22 protein-coding genes and 1 riboswitch are annotated in these 22,277 nt (G+C 68.0%); of the genes, 16 read left to right on the top strand and 6 right to left on the bottom strand.

Annotation, left to right across the window (positions count from 1 at the left end):
- Nucleotides 1-2: 2 nt before the first annotated feature.
- The 4 genes from AC1Q7F_RS00985 to ugpQ all read left to right on the top strand — a co-directional run bounded on the left by AC1Q7F_RS00985 (nucleotide 3) and on the right by ugpQ (nucleotide 4,724).
- Nucleotides 3-908 carry a substrate-binding periplasmic protein gene (locus AC1Q7F_RS00985; protein WP_492502885.1) on the top strand — a complete coding sequence of 302 codons (906 nt, stop codon included), beginning with the start codon at nucleotides 3-5 and terminating at the stop codon, nucleotides 906-908.
- Nucleotides 909-979: 71 nt separating this feature from the next.
- A complete protein-coding gene (locus AC1Q7F_RS00980; protein WP_492502883.1) occupies nucleotides 980-2,770 on the top strand; it encodes an Eco57I restriction-modification methylase domain-containing protein in 1,791 nt (596 codons plus the stop codon).
- Complete coding sequence (locus tag AC1Q7F_RS00975; protein ID WP_492502881.1) at nucleotides 2,767-3,831, top strand: BsuBI/PstI family type II restriction endonuclease; 1,065 nt, start codon at nucleotides 2,767-2,769, stop codon at nucleotides 3,829-3,831. Before AC1Q7F_RS00980 ends, AC1Q7F_RS00975 begins: the two co-directional genes overlap by 4 nt.
- A gap of 146 nt (nucleotides 3,832-3,977) precedes the next feature.
- Nucleotides 3,978-4,724: a glycerophosphodiester phosphodiesterase gene (gene ugpQ / locus AC1Q7F_RS00970; RefSeq protein WP_492502879.1), complete on the top strand. Its 747-nt coding sequence runs from the start codon at nucleotides 3,978-3,980 to the stop codon at nucleotides 4,722-4,724.
- Nucleotides 4,725-4,785: 61 nt separating this feature from the next.
- Here the strand turns inward: ugpQ and secB are convergent, their stop codons facing one another.
- The 3 genes from secB to AC1Q7F_RS00955 all read right to left on the bottom strand — a co-directional run bounded on the left by secB (nucleotide 4,786) and on the right by AC1Q7F_RS00955 (nucleotide 6,319).
- A complete protein-coding gene (gene secB / locus AC1Q7F_RS00965) occupies nucleotides 4,786-5,295 on the bottom strand; it encodes a protein-export chaperone SecB (RefSeq protein WP_492502877.1) in 510 nt (169 codons plus the stop codon).
- 83 nt (nucleotides 5,296-5,378) lie between these two features.
- On the bottom strand, nucleotides 5,379-5,738 hold the full coding sequence (locus AC1Q7F_RS00960) for a DUF1428 domain-containing protein (protein ID WP_492502875.1): 360 nt from the start codon (nucleotides 5,736-5,738) through the stop codon (nucleotides 5,379-5,381).
- A gap of 11 nt (nucleotides 5,739-5,749) precedes the next feature.
- On the bottom strand, nucleotides 5,750-6,319 hold the full coding sequence (locus AC1Q7F_RS00955) for a hypothetical protein (protein ID WP_492502873.1): 570 nt from the start codon (nucleotides 6,317-6,319) through the stop codon (nucleotides 5,750-5,752).
- 153 nt (nucleotides 6,320-6,472) lie between these two features.
- Nucleotides 6,473-6,552: riboswitch (SAM riboswitch) on the top strand.
- 59 nt (nucleotides 6,553-6,611) lie between these two features.
- Here AC1Q7F_RS00955 and metZ point away from each other — a divergent pair.
- From metZ to ispG, 4 genes are all read left to right on the top strand, one after another.
- Entirely contained in the window at nucleotides 6,612-7,820 is a 1,209-nt protein-coding gene (gene metZ / locus AC1Q7F_RS00950; RefSeq protein WP_492502871.1) for an O-succinylhomoserine sulfhydrylase, read from the top strand.
- Between the two features lie 269 nt (nucleotides 7,821-8,089).
- Nucleotides 8,090-10,393 carry a phosphoenolpyruvate--protein phosphotransferase gene (gene ptsP / locus AC1Q7F_RS00945; RefSeq protein ID WP_492503884.1) on the top strand — a complete coding sequence of 768 codons (2,304 nt, stop codon included), beginning with the start codon at nucleotides 8,090-8,092 and terminating at the stop codon, nucleotides 10,391-10,393.
- Nucleotides 10,394-10,504: 111 nt separating this feature from the next.
- Entirely contained in the window at nucleotides 10,505-11,680 is a 1,176-nt protein-coding gene (locus AC1Q7F_RS00940) for a helix-turn-helix domain-containing protein (protein ID WP_492502869.1), read from the top strand.
- A 26-nt stretch (nucleotides 11,681-11,706) separates the two neighbouring features.
- Nucleotides 11,707-12,828: a flavodoxin-dependent (E)-4-hydroxy-3-methylbut-2-enyl-diphosphate synthase gene (gene ispG / locus AC1Q7F_RS00935; RefSeq protein ID WP_492502867.1), complete on the top strand. Its 1,122-nt coding sequence runs from the start codon at nucleotides 11,707-11,709 to the stop codon at nucleotides 12,826-12,828.
- 4 nt (nucleotides 12,829-12,832) lie between these two features.
- Here the strand turns inward: ispG and AC1Q7F_RS00930 are convergent, their stop codons facing one another.
- Nucleotides 12,833-14,662, bottom strand: coding sequence for an ABCB family ABC transporter ATP-binding protein/permease (locus tag AC1Q7F_RS00930; RefSeq protein ID WP_492502865.1), 1,830 nt, complete (start codon nucleotides 14,660-14,662; stop codon nucleotides 12,833-12,835).
- Between the two features lie 161 nt (nucleotides 14,663-14,823).
- Between AC1Q7F_RS00930 and AC1Q7F_RS00925 the strand changes: the two genes are divergently transcribed.
- The 4 genes from AC1Q7F_RS00925 to AC1Q7F_RS00910 are packed head-to-tail and all read left to right on the top strand — an operon-like array spanning nucleotide 14,824 to nucleotide 18,185.
- On the top strand, nucleotides 14,824-15,816 hold the full coding sequence (locus tag AC1Q7F_RS00925) for a zinc-dependent alcohol dehydrogenase (protein WP_492502863.1): 993 nt from the start codon (nucleotides 14,824-14,826) through the stop codon (nucleotides 15,814-15,816).
- A 10-nt stretch (nucleotides 15,817-15,826) separates the two neighbouring features.
- Complete coding sequence (locus AC1Q7F_RS00920; RefSeq protein ID WP_492502861.1) at nucleotides 15,827-16,240, top strand: 6-pyruvoyl trahydropterin synthase family protein; 414 nt, start codon at nucleotides 15,827-15,829, stop codon at nucleotides 16,238-16,240.
- On the top strand, nucleotides 16,237-17,319 hold the full coding sequence (locus AC1Q7F_RS00915) for a glycosyltransferase family 4 protein (RefSeq protein ID WP_492502859.1): 1,083 nt from the start codon (nucleotides 16,237-16,239) through the stop codon (nucleotides 17,317-17,319). The genes AC1Q7F_RS00920 and AC1Q7F_RS00915 overlap by 4 nt, the downstream gene beginning before the upstream one ends.
- Complete coding sequence (locus AC1Q7F_RS00910) at nucleotides 17,316-18,185, top strand: hypothetical protein (protein WP_492502857.1); 870 nt, start codon at nucleotides 17,316-17,318, stop codon at nucleotides 18,183-18,185. Before AC1Q7F_RS00915 ends, AC1Q7F_RS00910 begins: the two co-directional genes overlap by 4 nt.
- Here the strand turns inward: AC1Q7F_RS00910 and AC1Q7F_RS00905 are convergent, their stop codons facing one another.
- Together AC1Q7F_RS00905 and AC1Q7F_RS00900 are read right to left on the bottom strand one after the other, a co-directional pair.
- Nucleotides 18,186-18,491 carry a hypothetical protein gene (locus AC1Q7F_RS00905; protein ID WP_492502855.1) on the bottom strand — a complete coding sequence of 102 codons (306 nt, stop codon included), beginning with the start codon at nucleotides 18,489-18,491 and terminating at the stop codon, nucleotides 18,186-18,188.
- 191 nt (nucleotides 18,492-18,682) lie between these two features.
- Nucleotides 18,683-19,336 carry a S24 family peptidase gene (locus AC1Q7F_RS00900; protein WP_492502853.1) on the bottom strand — a complete coding sequence of 218 codons (654 nt, stop codon included), beginning with the start codon at nucleotides 19,334-19,336 and terminating at the stop codon, nucleotides 18,683-18,685.
- A 136-nt stretch (nucleotides 19,337-19,472) separates the two neighbouring features.
- Here AC1Q7F_RS00900 and AC1Q7F_RS00895 point away from each other — a divergent pair, with 136 nt between their 5' ends.
- From AC1Q7F_RS00895 to AC1Q7F_RS00880, 4 genes are read left to right on the top strand one after another with little or no spacing between them, the layout of a single operon-like run.
- Entirely contained in the window at nucleotides 19,473-19,859 is a 387-nt protein-coding gene (locus AC1Q7F_RS00895; RefSeq protein WP_492502852.1) for a hypothetical protein, read from the top strand.
- Nucleotides 19,856-20,503 (top strand): hypothetical protein, encoded by a 648-nt coding sequence (locus tag AC1Q7F_RS00890; RefSeq protein WP_492502851.1) that lies wholly within the window; start codon nucleotides 19,856-19,858, stop codon nucleotides 20,501-20,503. The genes AC1Q7F_RS00895 and AC1Q7F_RS00890 overlap by 4 nt, the downstream gene beginning before the upstream one ends.
- Nucleotides 20,504-20,507: 4 nt before the next feature.
- Nucleotides 20,508-22,010 carry a portal protein gene (locus tag AC1Q7F_RS00885; protein ID WP_492502849.1) on the top strand — a complete coding sequence of 501 codons (1,503 nt, stop codon included), beginning with the start codon at nucleotides 20,508-20,510 and terminating at the stop codon, nucleotides 22,008-22,010.
- On the top strand, nucleotides 22,003-22,269 hold the full coding sequence (locus tag AC1Q7F_RS00880) for a Bbp19 family protein (RefSeq protein ID WP_492502847.1): 267 nt from the start codon (nucleotides 22,003-22,005) through the stop codon (nucleotides 22,267-22,269). Before AC1Q7F_RS00885 ends, AC1Q7F_RS00880 begins: the two co-directional genes overlap by 8 nt.
- The last annotated feature ends 8 nt before the right edge of the window (nucleotides 22,270-22,277 follow it).

Here is a 22,277-nt window from a genome sequence, read left to right as displayed (position 1 = left end):
TGATGCTGGGACGCCTGTCCCGTTGGATGGCGATCGTATGGCTGGCCCTGTTGCCGGCCCTTGCCGTTTCGGGTGCGGAGCCCGAGGTGGTGCGCGTCTCCGACTGGCGCGGACCGGGGGAGGAGGGGGAGCGGCCCGACTATTTCCACGACCTTTTCCGCCGCCTGATGGTGGAGACCGCACCCCGCTATGGCGCGGTGCGGGTGGAGACGGTGAATGACCGCTTCTCCCAAGGTCGCCTGCTCGCCGAACTGAAGGCAGGGCGCATCGACGTCACCTGGACCGGCACCAATATCGAGCGGGAGAAGCAGGGTCATCCCGTCCGCATTCCCATCGATATGGGCCTGATCGGCCAGCGCGTGCCCATTATCCGCGCCGCCGACGCCGCCGCCTTCGCGCAGGTGCGCAACGTGCAGGATCTCAAACGTTTCACCGCCTGCCAGGGCGCGCAATGGCCCGACGCCGACGTGCTGGCCGCCGCTGGCCTGCCGCAAGTGACCAACGTCTATTTCGACCAGCTTTACGCCATGCTGCGCGCCGGGCGCTGCGATTATTTCGCACGCGGGTTGGCGGAGGTGGCGGGGGAGCATGAGCTTTACGGCGGCACCGATCTGATGATCTTCGACAAGCTGGTCATCGCCTACCCAATGCCGGTCTATTTCTACGTGGCGCCGGGCCTGGACAATTTGGCGCGCCGGCTGGAGGAAGGGTTGCGCGCCATGCTGGCCAGCGGGGAATTGCGGCGCATGCTGTCCACCCACCCGTCCACGCGCGGCGCCTTCCCCCTGGAACGGTTCAACGACGCCACCATCATCCGCCTGCCCAATCCCAGCCTGCCGCCCGCCACGCCCCTGTCGGACCCGACCCTGTGGCTGAGTGTGGGCCGCACGGGCCAAGGCCCATCCTGATGGTGCTTGCGTCCGTCCGGACCCTGAACGATTATCGAACATCCGGAACCTGATCGCCCCCAGAACCCGCCTTGTCCCCCGTCCTGACCCCGCCAGTCGCGCGAAAGCGGCCCCCGGCCAGCGCCCCCGATCCGGGCGCGTCGCTGCTGGCTGCCGTCACGGCCTTCTCCGCCCAGCACCGGCGGCAAGAGGCGGCACTGGTGCAGCAGGTGGTCCGTGCCTGGTGGCAGGCGCTGGAGACCGGCCTGGACCTGACGCCCCCACCCGCCCAGCGCGGCCAAGCAGGCTTGGATGAAGGCGTGGCGGCATCGGCCCGCGACTATGGGGAAAGCCTGGCCCCCCTGCCCGTGGCAGAGGTGGCCGACCGTATCGGCGCCCTGCATGCCGGCCTGATGCCGGGGGAGGAGCGGGCGCGCCACGGCGTCTATTACACGCCCCCGGCCCTGGCCGCCCGGCTGGTCGATCTGGCCGAAGAGGGAAAGGTCGATTGGGCCACGGCGCGCGTGCTGGACCCCGCCGCCGGCTGCGGTGCTTTCCTGGTGCCGGTGGCCCTGCGCATGGCCAGGGCGATGAAGAGCGTGGAACCGGCGCTGGCCCTGCGCTCCATCGCCACCCGCCTGCGCGGGCTGGAACTGGACCCGATGGCCGCCTGGATATCGGGCGTGATGGTGGAGGCGGCATTGCTGCCCCTTATCCGCGCTGGCGGCCAGCGTCTGGCCCCTTGCCGGGCTGGCGATGCGCTGACCGCGCCGGCCGCCTCGGAATTCGACCTGGTGATCGGCAACCCGCCCTATGGCCGCCTGACCCTGGCCCCGGAGGTACGGGCCCGTTTTGCGCGCAGCCTGTATGGCCATGCCAATCTCTATGGCATGTTCATGGATCTGGCCGTGCGCTGGACCGTGCCGGGCGGGCTGATCGCCTTCCTCACCCCGTCCTCCTTCCTGGCCGGGGATTATTTCAAGCATCTGCGCCGCACCCTGTCGGACATGGCCCCGCCGGTGACGCTGGATTTCGTCGATGAACGCAAGGGCGTGTTCGACAATGTGCTGCAGGAGACGGTGCTGGCGACATACCGCCGGACCGGTGGACGCCGGAAGCGCCCGGAACGCGCCCTGGTCAACATGATCCGCGCAGGGGACGGCAATGGCGGGCTGACCATCGTCGGTTCCGGTTCCTTCACCTTGCCGGACGAACCGACGGCCCCCTGGATCCTGCCCCGCCATGCCAGCGAGACGGGGTTGGCCACCCGCCTGCGCACCCTCGACAGCCGGCTGGCCGACTGGGGCTACCGTGTCGCCACGGGGCCGCTGGTCTGGAACCGCTACAAGCCGCAGATCGCCGACAAGGCCGGCAAAGGGGCCGTGCCCCTGGTCTGGGCGGAGAGCGTGACGCCCGATGGACGCTTCGCCTATCGCTGCGAAAAGGTCAATCACAAGCCCTGGTTCCACCCGGCCACCAAGGGCGATGAATGGTTGTTGACCCGCCGTGCTTGCGTGCTGCTGCAGCGGACGACGGCCAAGGAACAGGCCCGCCGTCTGATCGCCGCCGAAATGCCGGAAAGCTTCCTGGCCAGGCATCCGCGCGGCGTGACGGTGGAAAACCACCTGAACATGCTGCTGCCGCTGGACGAGCGCACACCGCAGGTCCCCCCCGCCGTGCTCGCCGCCTTCCTGAACAGCCGGGCCGCCGACCGCGCCTTCCGCTGCATCTCCGGCTCTGTCGCCGTGTCGGCCTATGAGCTGGAGGCCATGCCCCTGCCCAACCCGGCGGCGCTGAAGGAACTGGGGGCGCTGGTCGCCGCCGGGGCCACGCGCGACCGTCTGGACGAGGCCGCCAACCGGCTGTACGGGATCGGCTGTTGACCGGCCTGCCCGCACTTCTGGACCGGGCGGAGGTGGCCCGCCGCCTGCGCCAGATCTTCCCGGAAGGCACGCCGGAAAGGGATAAATGCGTGCGAGACGCCGCCGCCGCGACGGTGGCCGCCTTTCTCTATATCGGTGCCGTGGAAGGGGCGGATATCTGGCTGAACCCCGTGCATGTGGTACGGCTGGGCGATACGCGCATGCTGTTCTCGTCCGACCCCGTGTCACGCGCCGATTATGCCAAGGCGCCCCGCGCGACAGGGGAGCGCTGGTACCAGGATAACAGCCGCGAGCAGGTGCGCGACGAGGTCATCCGCCAGGGCCTGATCCCCAATGGCGCCGTGCTTGAACGGCCGGGCGTGCCCACCACCTCGTCCAAGCCGCGCTACGCCCTGGCCGCCCCCTTCGCCGCCTTGTTCAACCCGGCACTGCAAGGGGAAGCGTTGGCGGTGGCGGCCAGGGCATGGGCCGACGCCACCCTGAACCCCATGGCCCTGGCCCGTATCGTCAGCCTGCGCGGGGCCGCCGACCGTGACGGGGCCGACGTGCTGGTGCGCTTTCCCAATGGGGAGACGCGGTTATTGGCCCCCGGCCCGTCCAGCCGCATCGCCCAAGCGGTGGTGGAGCTTTTCGCCCCCCGTTTCCTGACCGATCCCGTGGTCCTGTGGCTGTCGGAAAGTGCCGCCAAGGTGGCGGCAAGGGACGAGGGCTGGATCAAAAAACTCCGCCTGCGCATCACGCCGGACCGCACCCTGCCCGACATCATCCTGCTGGACCGGGGGAAGACTGCGGCCGACCTGATGCTGGTGTTCGTGGAAGTGGTGGCGACCGACGGCCCCGTCACCGAACAGCGGGCCCGCGCCTTCTTGGAGATCGCGGCAGAGGGCGGGTTCGATGCGTCGCGCGTCGCCTGCATCACCGCCTTCCTGGACCGCGACCGGGCGGAGGTGAAGAAGGCCCTGCCCTCATTGGCCTGGGGCGGCCATGTCTGGTTCGCCTCTGAACCCGACCGGCTGGTCCGCCTGCTGCCGCAAGCGGGGAAGCTGGCGGGGATGGTGTAGGTCAGGTCGAGGGCAAAGCCCGAGCCCTGACAGGGAAGGACCTTCAGCCATGCTGCCAGGGCTCGCCGGTGGCTCGACCTGACCTACGGTTGGAAGCCCGGTCGTTTGCGCCTATCTTGCCCCATCACCACCACCGGACCCAAGCCATGATGCTTTCCATCCCCCGCCTGATCGGCCATCGCGGTGCCGCCCGCCACGCGCCGGAGAACACGCTGGCCGGTATCCGGGAGGGGGCGCTGCAGGGTGCCTTATGGGTGGAGCTGGATGTGAAGCTGACGCGCGACGGCGTGCCCATCCTGATGCATGACGATGACCTGGACCGCACGACCAATGGCCACGGCCCTGCTGCGACGATGGATTTCGAGACGATCCGACGCCTGGATGCCGGATCCTGGTTCGGGGCGGAATTTCGGGGCGAGCGCGTGCCGACCCTGGCGGAAGCCATCCAGGCGGCGCAGTTGCTGGACATCAACCTGAACCTGGAGATCAAGCCCTGTCCGGGGCGGGACGAGCAGACGGCCGGCATCGCCCTGTCGCTCGCCCTGACCCTGTGGCCCGCCGGCCGGCCGCCGCCGCTGGTCTCCAGCTTCTCGGTCGAAGCGCTGGAGATGGCCAAGGTGGTGGCTCCGCACTGGCCGCGCGGATATCTGATGGATGAAGAACCGACGGACTGGGCCGCCATCGCCGACCGGCTGGAAGCCAGCACCATCAATGTCAATGCCCGCCGGCAGAGTGCAGACAGCATCAAGGCCTTGCGCACCAGCGGCCGGCCCGTCCTGGCCTATACAGTGAACGAGGCCGAACAGGCCCGCCAGCTGTTCCAATGGGGGGTGGCCGGTGTCTTCACCGACACGCCCAAGGGGCTCTATCAAGGGCTGACGGGCAAGGGCTGAAAAGAAAACGCCGCGGCTGGCGGCCGCGGCGTCTTGCTTCATCCAGGTCAAGCGGATCGGATCAGGCGTTGCCCTGGGCGTCGCCGATCTCGCCCTGCTGGGCCAGGACCTGGCGACGATACAGATCGACGAAATCCAGCGGCTGCAGCAGCAGCGGCGGGAAGCCGCCCTGGGCCGTGACATCGGCGATGATCTGGCGGGCGAACGGGAACAGCAGGCGCGGCCCCTCGATCAGCAGCACGGCGCGCTGGGTGTCAGCCGGCAGCGGCGGCAAGGTGAAGACACCGGCATAGACCAGCTCGGCGATGAAAGCCGTGGCCTCACCCACCGTGGCTTCGGCGCGCAGGCGGATCTGCACCTCGGCGACATTGTCGGCCAGGCCCTGGGCCTGGAGATCGACCTGCAGGTCGATCTTGGGCTGTTCGGTGACGCCGGTCAGGATGCGGGGCGCGTTCGGGTTTTCGAACGACAAATCCTTCACATACTGCATATTGACGACCAGCGGCGGCACCGGGCCTGCGGACTGGGCTTCGGCGGCGTCTTCGGCCTGGTTGATCGTCTCGTCGGACATCTGGAACTCCGGAAAAGGCATGAAGGGGTTTGGGGCGGGACCTAGCACGGATCGGCGCGGCCGGCAACGCCCCCTCGCGCCCCCTATTTCCGTCCCATGGTGAAGATCGGCTGGAACCCGCCCAGGATCAGGCGCCTTGCATCGAAGGGGATGCCTTCCGGCGCCACCTCCATCCGGGGGTCCAGATGCATCTTCGCCTCTGCCGCATCCAGGGTGGCCTTGTCGGGCCAGACCTGCCAGCAGAAGACGATCCTCTCCCCCTCCTTGGCGTCCACGGCGCGGCGGAAATCGGTGTGCTGGCCCGACGGCACATTATCCTCCCAGGCATCGACCGTTTCCAGGCAGCCATATTCCTTGAAGAAGGCCGCACTGCGTTCCGCCCAGCGCCGATACGCCTCCATCTTCCCCTCCGGCACGGGGATCACGAGCCCACAGACATACATGGAGCCCCCTTTCAAACGTTCTGCGGGCGCAGGATGCGCGCCATGGCCAGCCCCGCCAGGGCCCAGCCCGTCACGTCGAAGGCGGCATAATAAAGAAAGAAGCCCCAGGGCATCTGGTACCAGATCGGCTCGCTGAGCCGCCCGGCGAACGCGATCAGCAGCCCTGCCCCCACCACGAAGGCCCAGCGGTCACGAAAGCCCGGCAGCGGCCCGCCGGCCCGCAGATAGAGCCAGCCGATCAGCAGGGCGGAGATGAAGAAATGTACGAAGCCCATGCCCATAACGCCGGGGTCCATGAAAGCCACGCCACCATCACGGTAATGGATCATGGCCACCGGCCCCGCCGCGTAATCGGCGATGGTGCGGGCCGTGATCTCCGGCGTGCTGTCATCATAGGCTGGTGACATATAGGTGCCCGATGGCAGCCCAGACGCCTTGAGGGCGGCGACACCCGCCGCCGCCGTATCGGGCAGCGATTGCAGCGACTGTTTGGCCAGCGGTGACAGGCCGAACCAGAAGAAACCCCAGAAGAACAGGATGAAGGCGGCCGCCAGTGCCGCGAGCCCCAGGCGCTTGATCATGTGGATACCCCCTGTCTGGACGATATTTATGGTTAATGATTGTCCCGCCAGCCTAAGGCCGATCATGGGCGGCGTCCAAGGGGGTGCACGGCCGGCCATCCCATTGTCTCCATGCAATGGCATGGCTTGACAAGTGCCGGCCGGCGGGATTTAACGATCCCGCGTGGTGATTTGGTGACCGGATTGCAGGCCACGTCTTAAAGAAGCTGCTAAAAGGTCGAAGCCATGGAATGGACGCCGGAGAGGGCGCTGCCAGGGCCTCGATCGAACCGGTCGAGGCTTGTGAAGGACCATGGCGATGAGCGACCTGCCCGATGATCTGAATTCCGCCACCTTGCTGGTGCATGGCGGCACCCGCCGCTCCCAGTTCGAGGAGACGAGCGAGGCCATTTTCATGACCTCCGGCTTCGTCTATGGCAGTGCCGAGGCGGCAGAGGCCGCCTTTGCCAATGACGGCTCGCGCTTCGTCTATTCCCGCTTCCGCAACCCCACCGTCGCCATGTTCGAGGATCGGCTGGCACAGTATGAGGGCTTCCCCCGCTGCTTTGCCACGGCGTCCGGCATGGCCGCCGTGCATGCCGCCGTCTTCGGCCTGCTGAAGGCCGGCGACCGGCTGGTGGCCAGCCGCGCCCTGTTCGGCTCCTGCCTCTATATCGTCAGCGACCTGGCCCGGCGCTTCGGCATCGACAGCGTCATCATCGACGGCACGAAGCCGGAAGAGTGGGAAAAGGCCCTGTCGGTTCCCACCAATCTGGTCTTCCTGGAAACGCCCAGCAATCCCTGCCTGGAGGTGGTGGATCTGGAACATGTGGTACCTCTGGCCCACAAGGCCGGGGCCCGCGTCGTGGTCGATAATGTCTTTGCCACGCCCGTGCTGCAGAAGCCGAAGAAGTACGGCGTCGATATCGTCGTCTATTCGGCCACCAAGCATATTGACGGCCAGGGTCGCTGCCTGGGCGGTGCGGTGCTGTGCGATGACGAGGTGGCGGGCATCCTGGCCCCCTTCCTGCGCCATACCGGCCCGGCACTCAGCCCCTTCAATGCCTGGACCCTGCTGAAGGGTCTGGAGACGCTGGAACTGCGCGTCAAGGCGCAGTCGGCTTCGGCGCTGAAAGTCGCCACCTTCCTGGAAAGCCATCCGGCGGTGGAGCGCGTGCTTTATGCCGGGCTGGACAGCCATCCGCAGCGCGCCTTGCTGAAGAAGCAGATGAGCAGCGGCAGCAACCTGATCTGCTTCCACCTGAAACCGGTGAACGGCGATGCCAAGGCCGCCGCCTTCGCCACCCTGAACGGGCTGCGGATCGTCAAGATCTCCAACAATCTGGGCGATTCGAAGAGCCTGGCCACCCACCCCGCCACCACCACCCACCAGCGTCTGACGCCCGAAGAAAAGGCAACGTTGGGCATCGGTCCCGGCACCATCCGCCTGTCGGTGGGGCTGGAGGATGCCGACGACATCATCGCCGACCTGAAGCGCGGGCTGGACAGCCTCATATCGTAAAGTCCCGTTCACGCCGCTGCAGGCCGGCGACCGCCGGCCCGCCGCACGTGCGGCGTGAGCCAAGCCGCCGGATGGCGGCGCCCGGCGCCTGAGGGCGCATGAACAAGCGCGGAGTGGTTACCCCGCGCCGCCCCCATTTAAGCACCCGTGACCGCCAATCGACCCGTGTGGCGGGCCGCTTCATGTGGTAGGGATACCCGTCCGGCCGCCCATATCCAGGGGGCCGGGCCTGGTGCTTCGCGGATGGAACTGGTCAGGCCATGACGATGATGAGCGGCACCCCGGCCTTGTTGCCGGAGGTGGGACGGAGCCCGGATCCCGTGGCCGGCGCACGGCGCCTGCTGGCGCGGCTGCGCGACGTCATGGCCGGCAGCGGGTCAGCCCAGGACCGTCTCGACAAGATCGTCATGACCATCGCCCATGAAATGGCGGCGGACGTCTGCTCCTGCTACGTCATGCGCGCGGGCGAGGTGCTGGAACTGTTCGCCACCATCGGTCTGAACCAAGACGCCGTGCATAAGACCCGCATGCGGGTGGGCGAGGGCCTGATCGGCGATGTGGCCGCCCATTCACGGCCCATCGCGCTGGCCAACGCCCCCAGCCATCCCAACTTCGCCTATCGCCCGGAAACCGGCGAGGACCCGTTCAACGGCTTCCTGGCCGTGCCCATCCTGCGCGGGGGTCGCGTGCGCGGTGTGCTGGCCATCCAGCACAAAGACCGCCGCGACTATGACGAGCAGGAGGTGGAGACGCTGCAGACCATCGCCATGATCGTGGCGGAGCTGGTGGTCGTGGGCGAACTGGTCGACAGCCGCGAATTGTCGGTGGTCAACGATCTGGTGCTGCTGCCGTCGCGCGTGGAGGGCACCAGCCTGAACCGCGGCGTCGGCATGGGTGTCGCCGTGCTGCACCGGCCGCAATTGACCATCCGGCAGATGGTGGCCGATGATCCGGACACCGAACTGGCGCGGCTGAAGGAAGCCGTGACCAGCATGCATTCGGCCATCGACCAGATGCTGATCGCGGTGGGCGAAAGCGACAGCGAACATGCCGAGATCATGCAGACCTATCGCATGGTCGCCGCCGACCGTGGCTGGCTGAACCGCATCCGCGAGGCCATCCGGTCGGGCCTGACGGCAGAAGCCGCGGTTCAGCGTGTGCAGGACGATAATTCCACCCGCATGGCGCAGGTGGCCGATCCCTATATCCGCGACCGGCTGCTGGACCTTAACGACATCACCAACCGCCTGTTGCAGCATCTGGCCGGCAAGCCGGTGGCAACCACGGGCGGCACCCTGCCGGATGAATTCGTGCTGGTGGCCCGCAACCTGGGCCCGGCCGAGCTGCTGGATTATGACCGCCGTCGGCTGCGCGGGCTGGTGCTGGAGGAGGGCTCCGCCTATTCCCACGTCGCCATCGTGGCCCGCGCCCTGGACATCCCCGTCGTGGGTCAGGCGGCCGACATCCTGCGCCGGGTGGAACCGCTGGATTTCCTGATCGTCGATGGCGATAACGGCCAGATCTTCGTGCGCCCGGCCGACGATATCCAGGCCGTCTTCGTTGCCAGCCTGGCCGCCCGCCAGCGCCGGCAGGCCGAATATGCCAAGCTGCGCGACCTGCCCGCTATCACCCGCGACGGGCAGGAAGTGAAGCTGATGCTGAATTGCGGTCTGTTGATCGATCTGCCGCATCTGGCCAGTACCGGGGCAGACGGGGTCGGGCTGTACCGCACCGAAATCCCTTTCATGGTCCGCCCCTCATACCCCGACGTGGCAACCCAGCTGGACAATTACACCAAGGTTCTGGATGAGGCCGGCGACCTGCCGGTCAATTTCCGCACCCTGGATGTGGGCGGCGACAAGGCCCTGCCCTATTTCCCGGAACTGGGGGAAGAGAACCCGGCGCTTGGTTGGCGTGCCATCCGCATCGGGCTGGACCGTCCCTCCATGCTGCGCAAGCAGCTGCGCGCCATGCTGCTGGCGGGGGCCGGCCGCGACCTGCGCATCATGTTCCCCATGGTGGCGACCGTGGCGGAGTTCGTGCAGGCCCGCCGCATCCTGGATCTGGAGGTCAAGCGCCTGGGCACGAATGGCCAGCCGGGCCCGCGCGACCTGAAGGTCGGCGTGATGATGGAGGTGCCGGCCCTGCTGTTCCAGCTGGACGCCCTGCTGCCGCTGATCGATTTCATGTCGGTCGGATCGAACGACATGCTGCAATATCTGTTCGCCAGTGATCGCGGCAATCCCATGCTGAACAACCGCTACGACCTGTTGTCGCCGGCCCTGCTGCGTGTGCTGAAGATGCTGGTGGAGAAGTGCGGGGAGGCTGGCGTCACCCTGTCGCTGTGTGGGGAGATGGCCAGCAAACCGCTGGAGGCCATGGCCCTGCTGGGCGTGGGCATGCGCCACCTGTCCATGTCCGCCCCTGCCTTTTTCGAGGTGAAAGGCATGCTGCGTACCGTGCATGTCGGTGAGGTTGCCGCCTATATGAACCGGCTTTATCATCTGCCGGTACGCAGCCTGCGCCCCTATCTGCGCGCCTATGCCGCCGACCATGGCGTGCTTCTGGGGTAATCCCTTTCCCTGGCCGGGCAGGTTGCACGACCGGCGGACGGTTGCTAAGACAATGCCTTGCCGTGGAGACAAGGCCGACGGGGAACCATGGGCGATCAACGACAGCAAGACATGCGCGATCTGCGCCACGGCGCGGGTTCCACGATGGCACCGGAACCCGACGCGCATGCCGCCAGCCAGGCCGGCCCCCGCCATGTGGGCGAGGCGCTGAAGGCGCGGCGCGAGGCGCTGGGCTACACACTGCCCGACCTGGCGGCCAACCTGCGCATCCGCCTGAACTTCCTGGAAGCCATTGAGGATGGGCGCTGGGCCGATCTGCCTGGCCATGCCTATTCCACGGGCTTCCTGCGTTCCTATGCCCAGACGGTGGGGTTGGACCCCGGTGCCGTGCTGCTGCGCTTCAAGCAGGATGCGGCGGGGCATGAGCCGACGCCCGAGCTGTATTTCCCCGAGCCGGTGAATGAGAGCCGGGTGCCCGGCGGGGCCATACTGCTGATCGCGGCCTTGCTGGCGGTCGGCGTCTATGGCGGCTGGTACGTGCTGTCGGCATCCGACCGGTCGGTGGGCGATCTGGTGCCGGCATTGCCGGAACGGCTGTCCAAGCTGATCTATGGCGACGGCACCATCGTGGAGCCCCCGCCCGCGCCGACACAGGTGCTCAATCCCGGCCAGGTGGAAGCGCTGGTGGACGGATCATCCCCGTCGGCACCGGAGGTGGGATCGACCAGCACCACCCTGCCCGCCACGCCTGTCCCGGCACCGGCCGCGACCGGCGCGCCCCTGCCCGCCACCGACACCACGCCCGTGGCCCGGGGCCCGGCGACGGAGGAGGATAGCGAGGTGCCGCAGCTGCCCGATCTCGGGCAGGCCCCCGCCCCCGCTCCGGCCGCCGAACCCGCAACGCCGGACGTGGAACCGGTGGCCGCCGGGGAAGCACCGGTTGCCGCCGCCGGCCCCGCCGCCAACGCCCAGCCGGCGCCGGTTGACACAGTGGTGCCCACCGGCCGCGTCTTCGGCCAGACCGACGGCAAGGTGCGCGTCACCATCCGCGCCGTGGAGGATAGCTGGATCGAGGTGCGCGACGCCAAGGGCACGCTGTGGGCCTCCCGCGTGCTGCGCCGCGGCGACCTGTTCAAGGCCCCCGACGTGCCGGGCATGGTGCTGAACACCGGCAATGCCGGCGGTCTGGTGGTCAGCCTTGACGGCCGCGACCTTGCCCCGCTCGGTGCCAAGTCCCAGGTTATGCGCAGTGTGCCCCTGGCGCCGGAATCGCTGGCCGGACGCTGACCCTTCCCCCAAGGTCCTATCCGATCATGAGCAACCACGATCCCGCCGCCCATCGCCCCTGGCGCCAGATCCTGCGCCGCAAGTCCCGTCAGGTGCGGGTCGGGTCCGTGCTGGTGGGCGGTGATGCGCCCATCACCGTGCAGACCATGACCAACACGGTCACGGCCGATGCCAAGGCGACCATCGAGCAGATCCGGCGGATCGAGGAGGCCGGATGCGACATCGTCCGCGTCTCCTGCCCCGATGAGGAAAGCACCGCGGCGATGCCGGAGATCGTGCGGGCATCGACGATCCCCATCGTCGCGGACATCCATTTCCATTACCGCCGCGCCATTGAGGCGGCGAAGGCCGGGGTGGCCTGCCTGCGCATCAATCCCGGCAATATCGGATCGGCGGAACGTGTGCGCGAAGTGGTGCAGGCGGCCCGTGACCATGGCTGTTCCATGCGCATCGGCGTCAATGCCGGCAGCCTGGAGCGCGAGTTGCTGGAACGCTATGGCGAGCCCTGCCCAGACGCGTTGGTGGAAAGTGCCCTGACCCACGCCAAGATCCTGGAAGACCACGACTTCCGGGATTTCAAGATCTCAGTGAAGGCGTCCGACGTGTTCATGGCGGTGGCCGCCTATCAGGGGCTGGCGGAGGCCTGCGACTACCCGCTGCATATCGGCATCACCGAGGCCGGCGGATTGCGATCCGGCACCGTGAAATCCTCCATCGGCCTGGGCATGCTGCTCTGGTCGGGCATCGGCGACACGATCCGCGTGTCCCTGTCCGCCGATCCGGTGGAGGAGGTGAAGGTCGGGTACGAGATGCTGAAGAGCCTGGGCCTGCGCCGCCGGGGTGTCACCGTCATCTCCTGCCCATCCTGTGCCCGCCAGCAGTTCGACGTCATCAAGACGGTGGAGGTGCTGGAGGAGCGGCTGGCCCATATCACCACGCCGCTGACCGTCAGCGTCATCGGCTGCATTGTCAACGGGCCGGGCGAGGCCACCATGACCGATATCGGCTTCACCGGCGGCGGCAAGGGCACGCATCAGGTCTATCTGGGCGGCCTGCCGGCCCACCGGCTGAAGGACCAGGGCATCGTCGACCATCTGGTGAAACTGGTCGAGGCCAAGGCGGCGGAGATTGAGGCGGCGAAGGTTTGACCCGTCACGCCGCTTCCTGCTGCTTGGCCCACAGCGCGGCATAGGCCCCGCCCGTGGCCAGCAGGGCCGCGTGGCTGCCGCGTTCGGCGATGCGGCCGGCATCCAGCACGATGATCTCGTCGGCATCCACCACCGTGGACAGGCGGTGGGCGATGACCAGCGTGGTGCGCCCGCGCGCGGCATCGCCCAGCGCCGCCTGAATCTCCCGCTCCGTATGTGTGTCCAGCGCCGACGTCGCCTCGTCCAGGATCAGGATGGGCGGGTCCTTCAGCAGCGTGCGGGCGATGGCGACGCGCTGCTTCTCCCCGCCCGACAGTTTCAGGCCGCGCTCGCCCACCATCGTGTCCCAGCCATCGGGCAGGGCCTTGATGAAAGCCAGGATCTGGGCGGCATCGGCCACGCGCTCCAGGTCCGCCTGGTCCGCCCCCGGCCTGCCATAGGCGATGTTGTAGCGGATGGTGTCGTTGAACAGCACCGTGTCCTGCGGGACGATGCCGATGGCACCGCGCAAGGACTCCTGCGTCACCGACCGTACATCCTGCCCGTCGATCAGGATGCGGCCGGCCGTCGTGTCGTAGAAGCGATAGAGCAGACGCGACAGGGTGGACTTGCCCGCCCCCGTCGGCCCCACCACCGCCACGGTGTGCCCGGCCTGGATGGTGAAATCCAGGCTCTTCAGGATGGGCCGGCGGGCATCATAGGCGAATTCCACACCGTCGAACCGCACCTCCCCGCCGTGGGTGACCAGAACCGGCGCGCCGGGTGCGTCCTGCACCTCCCGGTTCACCGACAGCAGTTCGAACATCCGCTCCATCTCGTTCAAGGATTCCTTGATACCGCGATAGACGAAGCCGAAAATGTTCAGCGGCTGGTAAAGCTGGAGCAGATAGGTGTTCACCAGCACGAAATCGCCGATGGTGAGATGGCCCTGGATGATGCCATCGGCCGCCATCCACATGACGCTGACCACGCCGGCCGCGATGATGATCCCCTGCCCGACATTCAGCAGCGACAGCGACGATTGCGTGCGCACCGCCGCATCTTCATAGGCCCGCAGCGCCTTGTCATAGCGCCGCGCCTCGAACGCCTCGTTCCCGAAATATTTGACCGTCTCATAATTCAGCAGGCTGTCGATGGCCCGCGCGCTGGCGCGGGTGTCCGCATCCAGCATGTCGCGGCGGATGCGGGTGCGCCAGTTGGTGACGGCGATCGTGTACCAGATATAGCCGGCCACGGTGCCGAAGGTGACGACGGCGAAGCGGATATCGAACAGGTGCCAGAGGATGCCGGTGACCAGCAATATCTCCAGCAGGGTCGGCAGCACATTGAACAGCGAGGTGCCCAGCAGACTGTCGATGGCCTTGGTCCCGCGCTCCACCACCCGGCTGAGGCCCCCCGTCTGCCGTTCCAAATGGAAGCGCAGCGACAGTGCGTGCAGGTGCCGGAAGACGTTCAGGGCGGCCACGCGCATGGCCCGCTGGCTGACCCGTTCGAAGATGGCGTCGCGCAACTCCCCGAAGGCCAGCGACAGGACGCGGGCCATGCCATAGGCCAGGATGAAGCCGACCGGAATGGCAACGGCCGGGTTGGTCGCCACACCGCCGCCCGCGGTCAGCATATCGACCGCACCCTTGTACCAGACGGGAATGGAGACGTTGGCCGCCTTGGCCGCCGCCAGGAACAGCAGCGCCACCACCACCCGCACCTTGATCCCCGTCTCCCCCGCAGGCCAGAGATAGGGCAGCAACTGGCGCAGCACCTGCCCGTCGGACAGGCGCTGGGTCTTGGCAAGGGAAGGGTCCTGATTGCCGGAGGGGCGGTCGTGACGGCGCATGATGATCCGGGGTCGGGTCGCGGGGATGCGATGATATGGCGGGAGCCTGGACGAATGACAGCGCGGTACCTCGTCATGGCTGCCATCCGACCTTGAGCGCGCTTTATTCCGTCATCGCTTCTCCCGTATCCTGAATCCCCTTTCATGGAGGTCGCCCGCGCATGCCGCCCTTGCCCGACCGTGCCACCGCCTTCTGGACGCTCGCCCCCGGCCGGGGGGCCTTGTGTGAACAGGAATTGCCGGAGCCGCTGGCGGGCGATGTGCTGATCCGAACGCTGGTCAGCGGCATCAGCCGGGGCACCGAGTCGCTGGTATTCCGCGGCGGGGTGCCGGCAGAGCTGCAGCCCATCATGCGCTGTCCCTTCCAGGACGGGGATTTCCCCGGTCCGGTGAAGTATGGCTATGCCCTGGTCGGTATCGCCGAGTACGGGCCCGCCAATCTGGCCGGACGCCGCGTCTTCTCGCTGCATCCGCACCAGGACGTGGCGGTGGTGCCGGTGGAGGGGTGCCGGCCTGTGCCCGACAATGTCCCCACCGAACGCGCCGTGCTGGCTGCCAATATGGAAACGGCGCTGAACATCCTGTGGGATGGCGGGGCCGCACCCGGCCAGCGCATCGCCGTGGTAGGCGGTGGCATTGTCGGCGGGCTGGCAGCCTATCTGGCCGCCCGCATGCCGGGGGCGGAGGTCACCCTGGTCGATATCGATCCGGCCCGCGCCGACATGGCCCAGGCCTTCGGCGCCCGCTTCGCAACCCCCGATCAGGCCGATGGCGGTGATTGCGACCTGGTGGTCCATGCCAGCGCGACCGGCGAAGGCCTGTCGACAGCCCTGCAGCTGGCGGGGCAGGAAGCCACCGTGGTGGAGGCGTCCTGGTATGGCGACCGGCCTGTCACCCTGTCGCTGGGCGGAACCTTCCATCCGGGGCGGCTGCGCATCGTATCCTCGCAGGTCGGCAAAGTGTCGCCCGCCTTCCGTCCACGCTGGAGCCTGTCGCGCCGCCTGGACAAGGCCCTGTCGCTGCTGGCCGATCCGGTGCTGGACCTCGCCCTGGGGCCCCGCATCGATTTCGTGGACTTGGCCCAAGCCATGGCGGAACTTTCCAGCCTGCCCTTCGGTTGTCCCGTCGTCCGCTACCAGCGCTCCGTTCCCTGAAAGGACAGCCATGTACCTGTTGTCGGTGCGAGAGCACATCATGATCGCGCATAGTTTCGTGGGCGCCATTTTCGGGCCGGCCCAGGGGCTGCACGGCGCCACCTTCGTGGTGGATGCCGAATTCCGCCGCCGACAGCTGTCGCCGGAAGGGCTGGTGGTCGATATCGGGGCGGCGTCGGTACTGCTGAAGCAGGTGCTGGCCCCGCTGAATTACCAGAATCTGGACGAGCTGCCGGAATACAAGGGCCGCAACACCACCACCGAATTCCTGGCCGGTGACATCCATCGCAAGCTGGCCGCCAGCATCCGCGACGGAGCCTTGGGCGCCGACGGGCCGGCGCTGGACAGTTTGCGCATCACCCTGTCAGAAAGCCATGTCGCCTGGGGTGCCTATGACGCGCCGTTGAACGAGGCGGCCCGATGACGGGCCGAACGCTGCATATCATCTGTCCCGGCGATATCAACCAGTTGACCGGCGGCTATGGTTATCTGCGTCGGCTGGTATCGGGCCTGCGCGACCTGGGCGTGCCGATCAAATTGCACGAACTGCCGGGACCGCACCCGTTCGTGGATGAAGCGTCGCGTGCCGGCGCCGACGCCATCCTGGCCGGCATCCCCGACGCACAGCCCGTGCTGATCGATGGCCTGGCCCTGCCCGTGGCGGCGCATGCCGTCTGGGTAGACCGCTATCGCCTGCGCTTCGCGGCCCTGGTGCATCACCCGCTGCATCTGGAGAACGGGTTGACACCGGAACAGGCCGACACTCTGTTCCGCATCGAACGCGACGCCCTGTCCCATATGCGCCATGTCATCGTGCCCTCGTGCACCACGCAACAGGGCGTCATCGACTTGTCGGTACCGGCCGATCGCATCACCATCGCCAATCCCGGCACCGACCCGGCCGAACCGGCCACCGGCGGGGGGGATGGCATCCCCACCATCCTCTGCGTCGCCACCCTGACCCCGCGCAAGGGGCATCTGGTGCTGATCGAGGCGCTGGCCCGGGTACAGCACCTGCCCTGGCGCCTAGTGCTGGTGGGCAGCGACGCCCGCCATCCGGGACAGGCGGCGGCCATCATCGATACCGTGGCGACACAGGGGCTGGGCGACCGGGTGCGGATGACGGGGGAATTGTCGGGTGACGCGCTGGAAGCGCAATGGCGGGCCGCCGATCTGTTCACCCTGCCCAGCTTCCATGAAGGCTATGGCATGGTGGCGGCCGACGCGTTGAAGCGTGGGCTGCCCTGTATCGTCACCGACGCCGGTGGCCTGGCCGAGGTGGTGCCGCCGGACGCCGGCGCCGTCGTCCCGCCGGGGGACGTGGCAGCACTGGCGGCTGCCTTCGAGAAACTGCTGTCCGATCCGGCCGCCCTGGCGGCGGCACGCGCGGCGGCGGCGCGGGCGGGCGGGGAGTTGCCCAGCTGGCAACAGTCTGTGACGTTGATACGCTCGGCACTCTCCGGCATGCTGGTTTCCAGGGAAGATGATCGGACGTCGGCATGAATCTCGATTTCGAACCCGAATGGCTCCGCCTGCGCGAACCGCTGGACGAGGCGGCGCGCGCCGTGGGCCTGGCTTGGTCTTTCGGCCGGGTCCTGCCGCAGCATCCGATGATCATCGATCTGGGTGCCGGCACCGGCAGCAATGTCCGCCAGCTGGCCATGAAGCTGGGCCGCGGCGAGCAGGACTGGACCCTGATCGAGAAGGACCGCAAGCTTCTGGCCAAGGCGCCGGGAGAGATCGGCCGCTGGGCCGACCGCAATGGCTGGGAACACACCGAACAGCGCCGCGCCTATATGATCACCTGCGACGACATGGCCGTGCGGGTGGAGATGCGCAGCTTCGACCTAGCCCAGGACCCGGCAGACCTGGGCCTGAACCAGTATGACGGCGTCACCGCCAAGGCCCTGTTCGACCTGGTGTCGCAACCCTGGCTGGACCGGTTCGTCAAGGAACTGGCCAGCTGCGGCTTCCCGCCGCTGCTGGGCACGCTGACCGTGGATGGACGCGTGGAATTCTCCATCATGGACGAGGATGACGGGTTCGTGATCGGCCTGTTCCACACCCATATGGGCCGGGCCAAGGGGCTGGGCGGTGCCGCCCTGGGGCCGGCGGCGCCCAAGGCGCTGGTCACCGCCCTGGCGGATGCCGGCTACAAGGTGGAAACCGCCCTGGCCGACTGGAAGATCGGGCCCAAGCAGATTGCCGCCCATCTGGCCATGATCGCCGGCTATGAGAAGGCGGCAGCCGAACAGGACCCCGGCAGCACCCCCCGCATCCGCGCCTGGGCCGAACGCCGCCGCGCACTGGCCAGTGAGCAGGGCGCGCGGCTGGTGGTTGGGCATCAGGACGTGCTGGCGCGGCGGTGATCACCCCGCGACCAGCCCGTGCCGGGCATCACGCAGCACGCCCGTCAGCCGCTCCAGCCAGGGATCGTCCATCGCATCGGCCGCCGGCAATTGCCGGCGGCGCCGGGACAGCGCCAGACGGGCGGCGACCCCCTCTGCCAGCAGCCGGTCGCGTCGCGCCAGCCGTACCGCCCTGATCAGGACAGAATCCCCAGCCGTCAGGGCGGCAAGCCGCTGGCCACGCGGGGGACGCCCGTCATATCGGGCGTGCAGATCATCCAGAAGGGCACCTGCATCGGGCCCGGAAGGGGGATGGAAGGATGGCATGGGCGCGACTCCGGCGGGAAAAGGGCTTCCTCGCAGGATATATCGGCCGAAACTGCCATTTCAATGATTAAAATCCTAGGACCGGAAATCCAGGAAATCCGACTCCCGGCCTGTCCTGCGACTCGAGTCGCCATAGGCCCGCCTCGGATGAGATCACCACAAGCGCTTGGGGGTCGTCAGTTGGACAGCCGCTACTGGCTGGCCCATATGATGCGGGCGATCCAGGACACGTCGCTCATGGCTAGCGACCGGTCGGGATGGGCCCGGTTCAGCGAGGTCAGCTCCAGACGGTTGGCCGTCTGCCGCGCCAGTTGCTTGGCCATCACCTCGCCTTCACGCGTGCGGACCACGACGCGGTCCCCCCGGCGCAGCGATGCGGCGGGGGAAACGATGATGACATCGCCATCGCGATAGACCGGCTCCATGCTCTCGCCCGACACTTCCAGCGCATAGGCATGGTCATCGGCGACATGGGGGAATTCCAGCTCGTCCCAGCCATTGCCGGCGGGATATCCGGCATCATCGAAATAGCCGTCATTACCGGCTTGGGCATAGCCGATGACCGGCACGCGGCGCAGCGCCACGGCGGCCACGGCGACCGGTGCCTCACCCACCGCGTCGCCCGTCATGCCGACGAAATCGGTAAAGCTGCTGCCCGTCGCTTCCAGCACCTTGGCGATGCTTTCGGTCGACGGCCAACGCAGCTTGCCGTCCGGCGTCATGCGCTTGGACTTGTTGAAGGTGGTCGGGTCCAAACCGCCGCGCTTGGCCAAACCGGAGGCGGAGAGGCCATGTCGCTGCGCCAGCCGATCGATGGCCCGCCATATGTCTGCATGCTTGAGCATGGGAGTCTTATCCCAGAATCCTTCTGCCCTGTCCCTAGGATAATTTTCACTACGCACTTGACTTAGGAATTTAAACATGTCGTTTTAAGGGAAATTTACCCAAGCCGTGGCGCGCGGCCAGCAGAAGGACCCTGGAATGACCCTGCAGAGACCCATCCCCGGCCCGCGTCCGCGGGCCCTGCCGCCGATCCCGCCCATCAAGGCCACACCGTTCGACAGTGTGGAGGAGGCCTGGTTCTGGTTCGTCCCCGCGCATGAGGCCAAGCTGGCCGGTGCGCGGGTACGGGCCGGCCAGGGGTTGGTGGCCCGCCCGTGTGAGCCTGGCGACATCCTGCGCGCAGTGGACCGGCTCTATCGTCAGCGCCGGCTGCTGCGCGACCATCTGCTGGTGATGGCCCATTATGGCCGCCGCCAGATGGCGCCGGACCCCGACCGCCGGCGCGAGATGCGCGACCATGGGCTGTGGGCAGAGGCCTTGTCCGCCCTGGACCCGGCGCTGCGCGAAAAAGGCATCGTGAAATGAGGGGGCCGGCGCTGCTGGTCTTCTGCCACGAGACGGAGATCGCCTGGCTGCGCTGGCTGAAGCCCGGCTTCCGGCATGTCTTCCTGGCCCTGCCCGTGTCCGGCGGCTGGATCACGCTCGACCCGCTCTCCATCCGGCTGGAGGTGGAGTTCCATCCGCTGCCCGCCGATGCCGACCTGGCCGCCTGGTTCCGGGCGCGGGGACATCGCGTGCTGGTCACCGCCATCCATCCGCCCCTGCCCGCGCAATGGCCGTTCGCCCCCTTCACCTGCGTGACATTGGTCAAGCGGGTGCTGGGCATCCGGGCAGCCCATGTCCAGACCCCCTGGCAACTCTATCGCCATCTGGGCGGCGACCCGCCCATTCCGCAGAAGCAGAAGGAGTGCGCAACCTTGGCCCGCCTCGTCTCCTCCCCCAAACCCCGCGCGACGACGGCCCCCGCGGCCGCGGCACCGGCCGTCGTGGCGGCACCTGCCTCGGCCCCGGCCGCACCCGTCGTCACCGCCCCCGACCTGCCCACGGCGGGGGAGCAAAGCCTGCTGCGCCGCACCGCCGGCCGGGCCGGCACGGTCCTGACCGGATGGCGGGGGGTGCTGGCCCCCGGCACCCTGGCGCCCACCCGCAAAACACTGCTGGGGGAATAGAGCGATGCAGACCCCGACCCATTCCCCGACAACAGCCGATCCTCTGGCCGCGTCCCTGCTGGAGCGCCATGCCCGCGCCGCCGCCCGCCGTGCCGTCTGGGAACCGCTCTGGCGCGAATGCTATGAACATGCCCTGCCCCAGCATGCTGGTTTCGAGGCCGGTGCCATGCCGGGCGCGCGCCGCGGCGACCGGCTTTATGACGCCACGGCCGCCGATGCCGTGGACCAGCTGGCGGCGGCACTGCTGGCCCAACTGACCCCGCCCTGGTCGCGATGGATGGGGCTGACCCCCGGCCCGGCGCTGGAGCCGGACCTGGCCGACCGCCTGTCACCGCTGCTGCTGGCGGCAGCGGACACGTTCCATGCCCAGATCGACCGGTCCAACTTCGCGGTGGAGGCGCATCAGGCATTCCTGGATGTGGTCACCGGCGGCACCGGCTGCCTGCTGGTGGAGGAGGCGGCCCCCGGTGCCCCATCGGCCCTGCGCTTCACCGCCGTGCCCCTGTCGGATCTGGTGCTGGAAGAGGGGGAGGAGGGCCGTCTGGACCATCTCTACCGTCGCCAGCGCCTGACGCTGGGCGAACTGGCCGCCCGCGTGCCGGTGGACCATATCCCAGAGCCGGTGAAGTGCCTGGGCGGCGCCGATCCCGCCTACCGCTTCGCCATCATCGAATCGGTGATGCCCGAGGGGACGGCCTGGCGCTGGCGCGTGGTGCTGGAGGAGGAAGCCCCCACCTTGCTGGCCGACGGGCGTTTTGCCGACATGCCCTTCATCGCCTTTCGCTGGCTGAAGGCACCCGGCGAAACCTATGGTCGCAGCCCGGTGATGAAAGCCCTGCCCGACATCAAGACCGCCAACAAGGTGGTCGAACTGGTCCTGAAGAACGCCTCCATCGCCGTTACCGGCATCTGGCAGGCGGATGATGACGGGGTACTGAACCCCGGCACCGTCCGCCTGGTGCCCGGCACCATCATTCCCAAGGCCGTGGGGTCGGCGGGGTTGACGCCGCTGGCCAGCCCCGGACGGTTCGATGTCAGCCAGCTGGTGCTGGACGATCTGCGCCGGCGCATCCGCCACGCCCTGCTGGCCGACCGGCTGGCACCGGTGGACGGACCGCGCATGACGGCAACGGAGGTGCTGGAGCGCGGGGCGGAGATGGCGCGGCTGCTGGGCGCCACTTTCGGGCGGCTGCAATCGGAGCTGCTGGTGCCGCTGGTGCGGCGCTGCCTGTCCATCCTGCGCCGGCGCGGGCTGATCCCCGACATCGCTGCCGACGGAAGGCAGGTGCAGGTCCGCATCCTGTCGCCGCTGGCCCGCGCCCAGGCGCAGCGCGATGCGGAGACCACGCTGCGCTGGCTGGAAAGCGTGGCGGCCCTGGGCCCGGACGCGCTGTCCGTCGTCGATCTGCCGGCCTGCGCCCGGTTCCTGGCCGACGCGGCGGGTGTGCCGCCCACGCTGGTCCGCCCCCTGCCGCCGGCGGGCGGGACGGAGGGTGTGGATGGCTGATCCCGGCTGGCCCTGGGCCGACCCCGCCGCCGATCCGGTGCCCGAGGATCAGTTGGCCGCCGCCTGTGCCCGGCTGTTCGCCGGGGCCGACGGTGCCCTGCTGCTGTCGCACCTGACCCGCGTGACCCTGGCCACCACGCCCGGCCCCGACGTCACGGAGGCGCGGCTGCGTCATCTGGAGGGACAGCGTTCCCTGGTCCTCACCCTTCGCCACCTCGCCGCGCGCGGCGGCCTGTCCCCCCTTTGCCCCATCCTTTAACGGAGATC

This window comes from Niveispirillum sp. GW835-FHT14G11, assembly GCF_058793615.1.
This window is presented reverse-complemented; position numbering and strand designations above follow the sequence as displayed.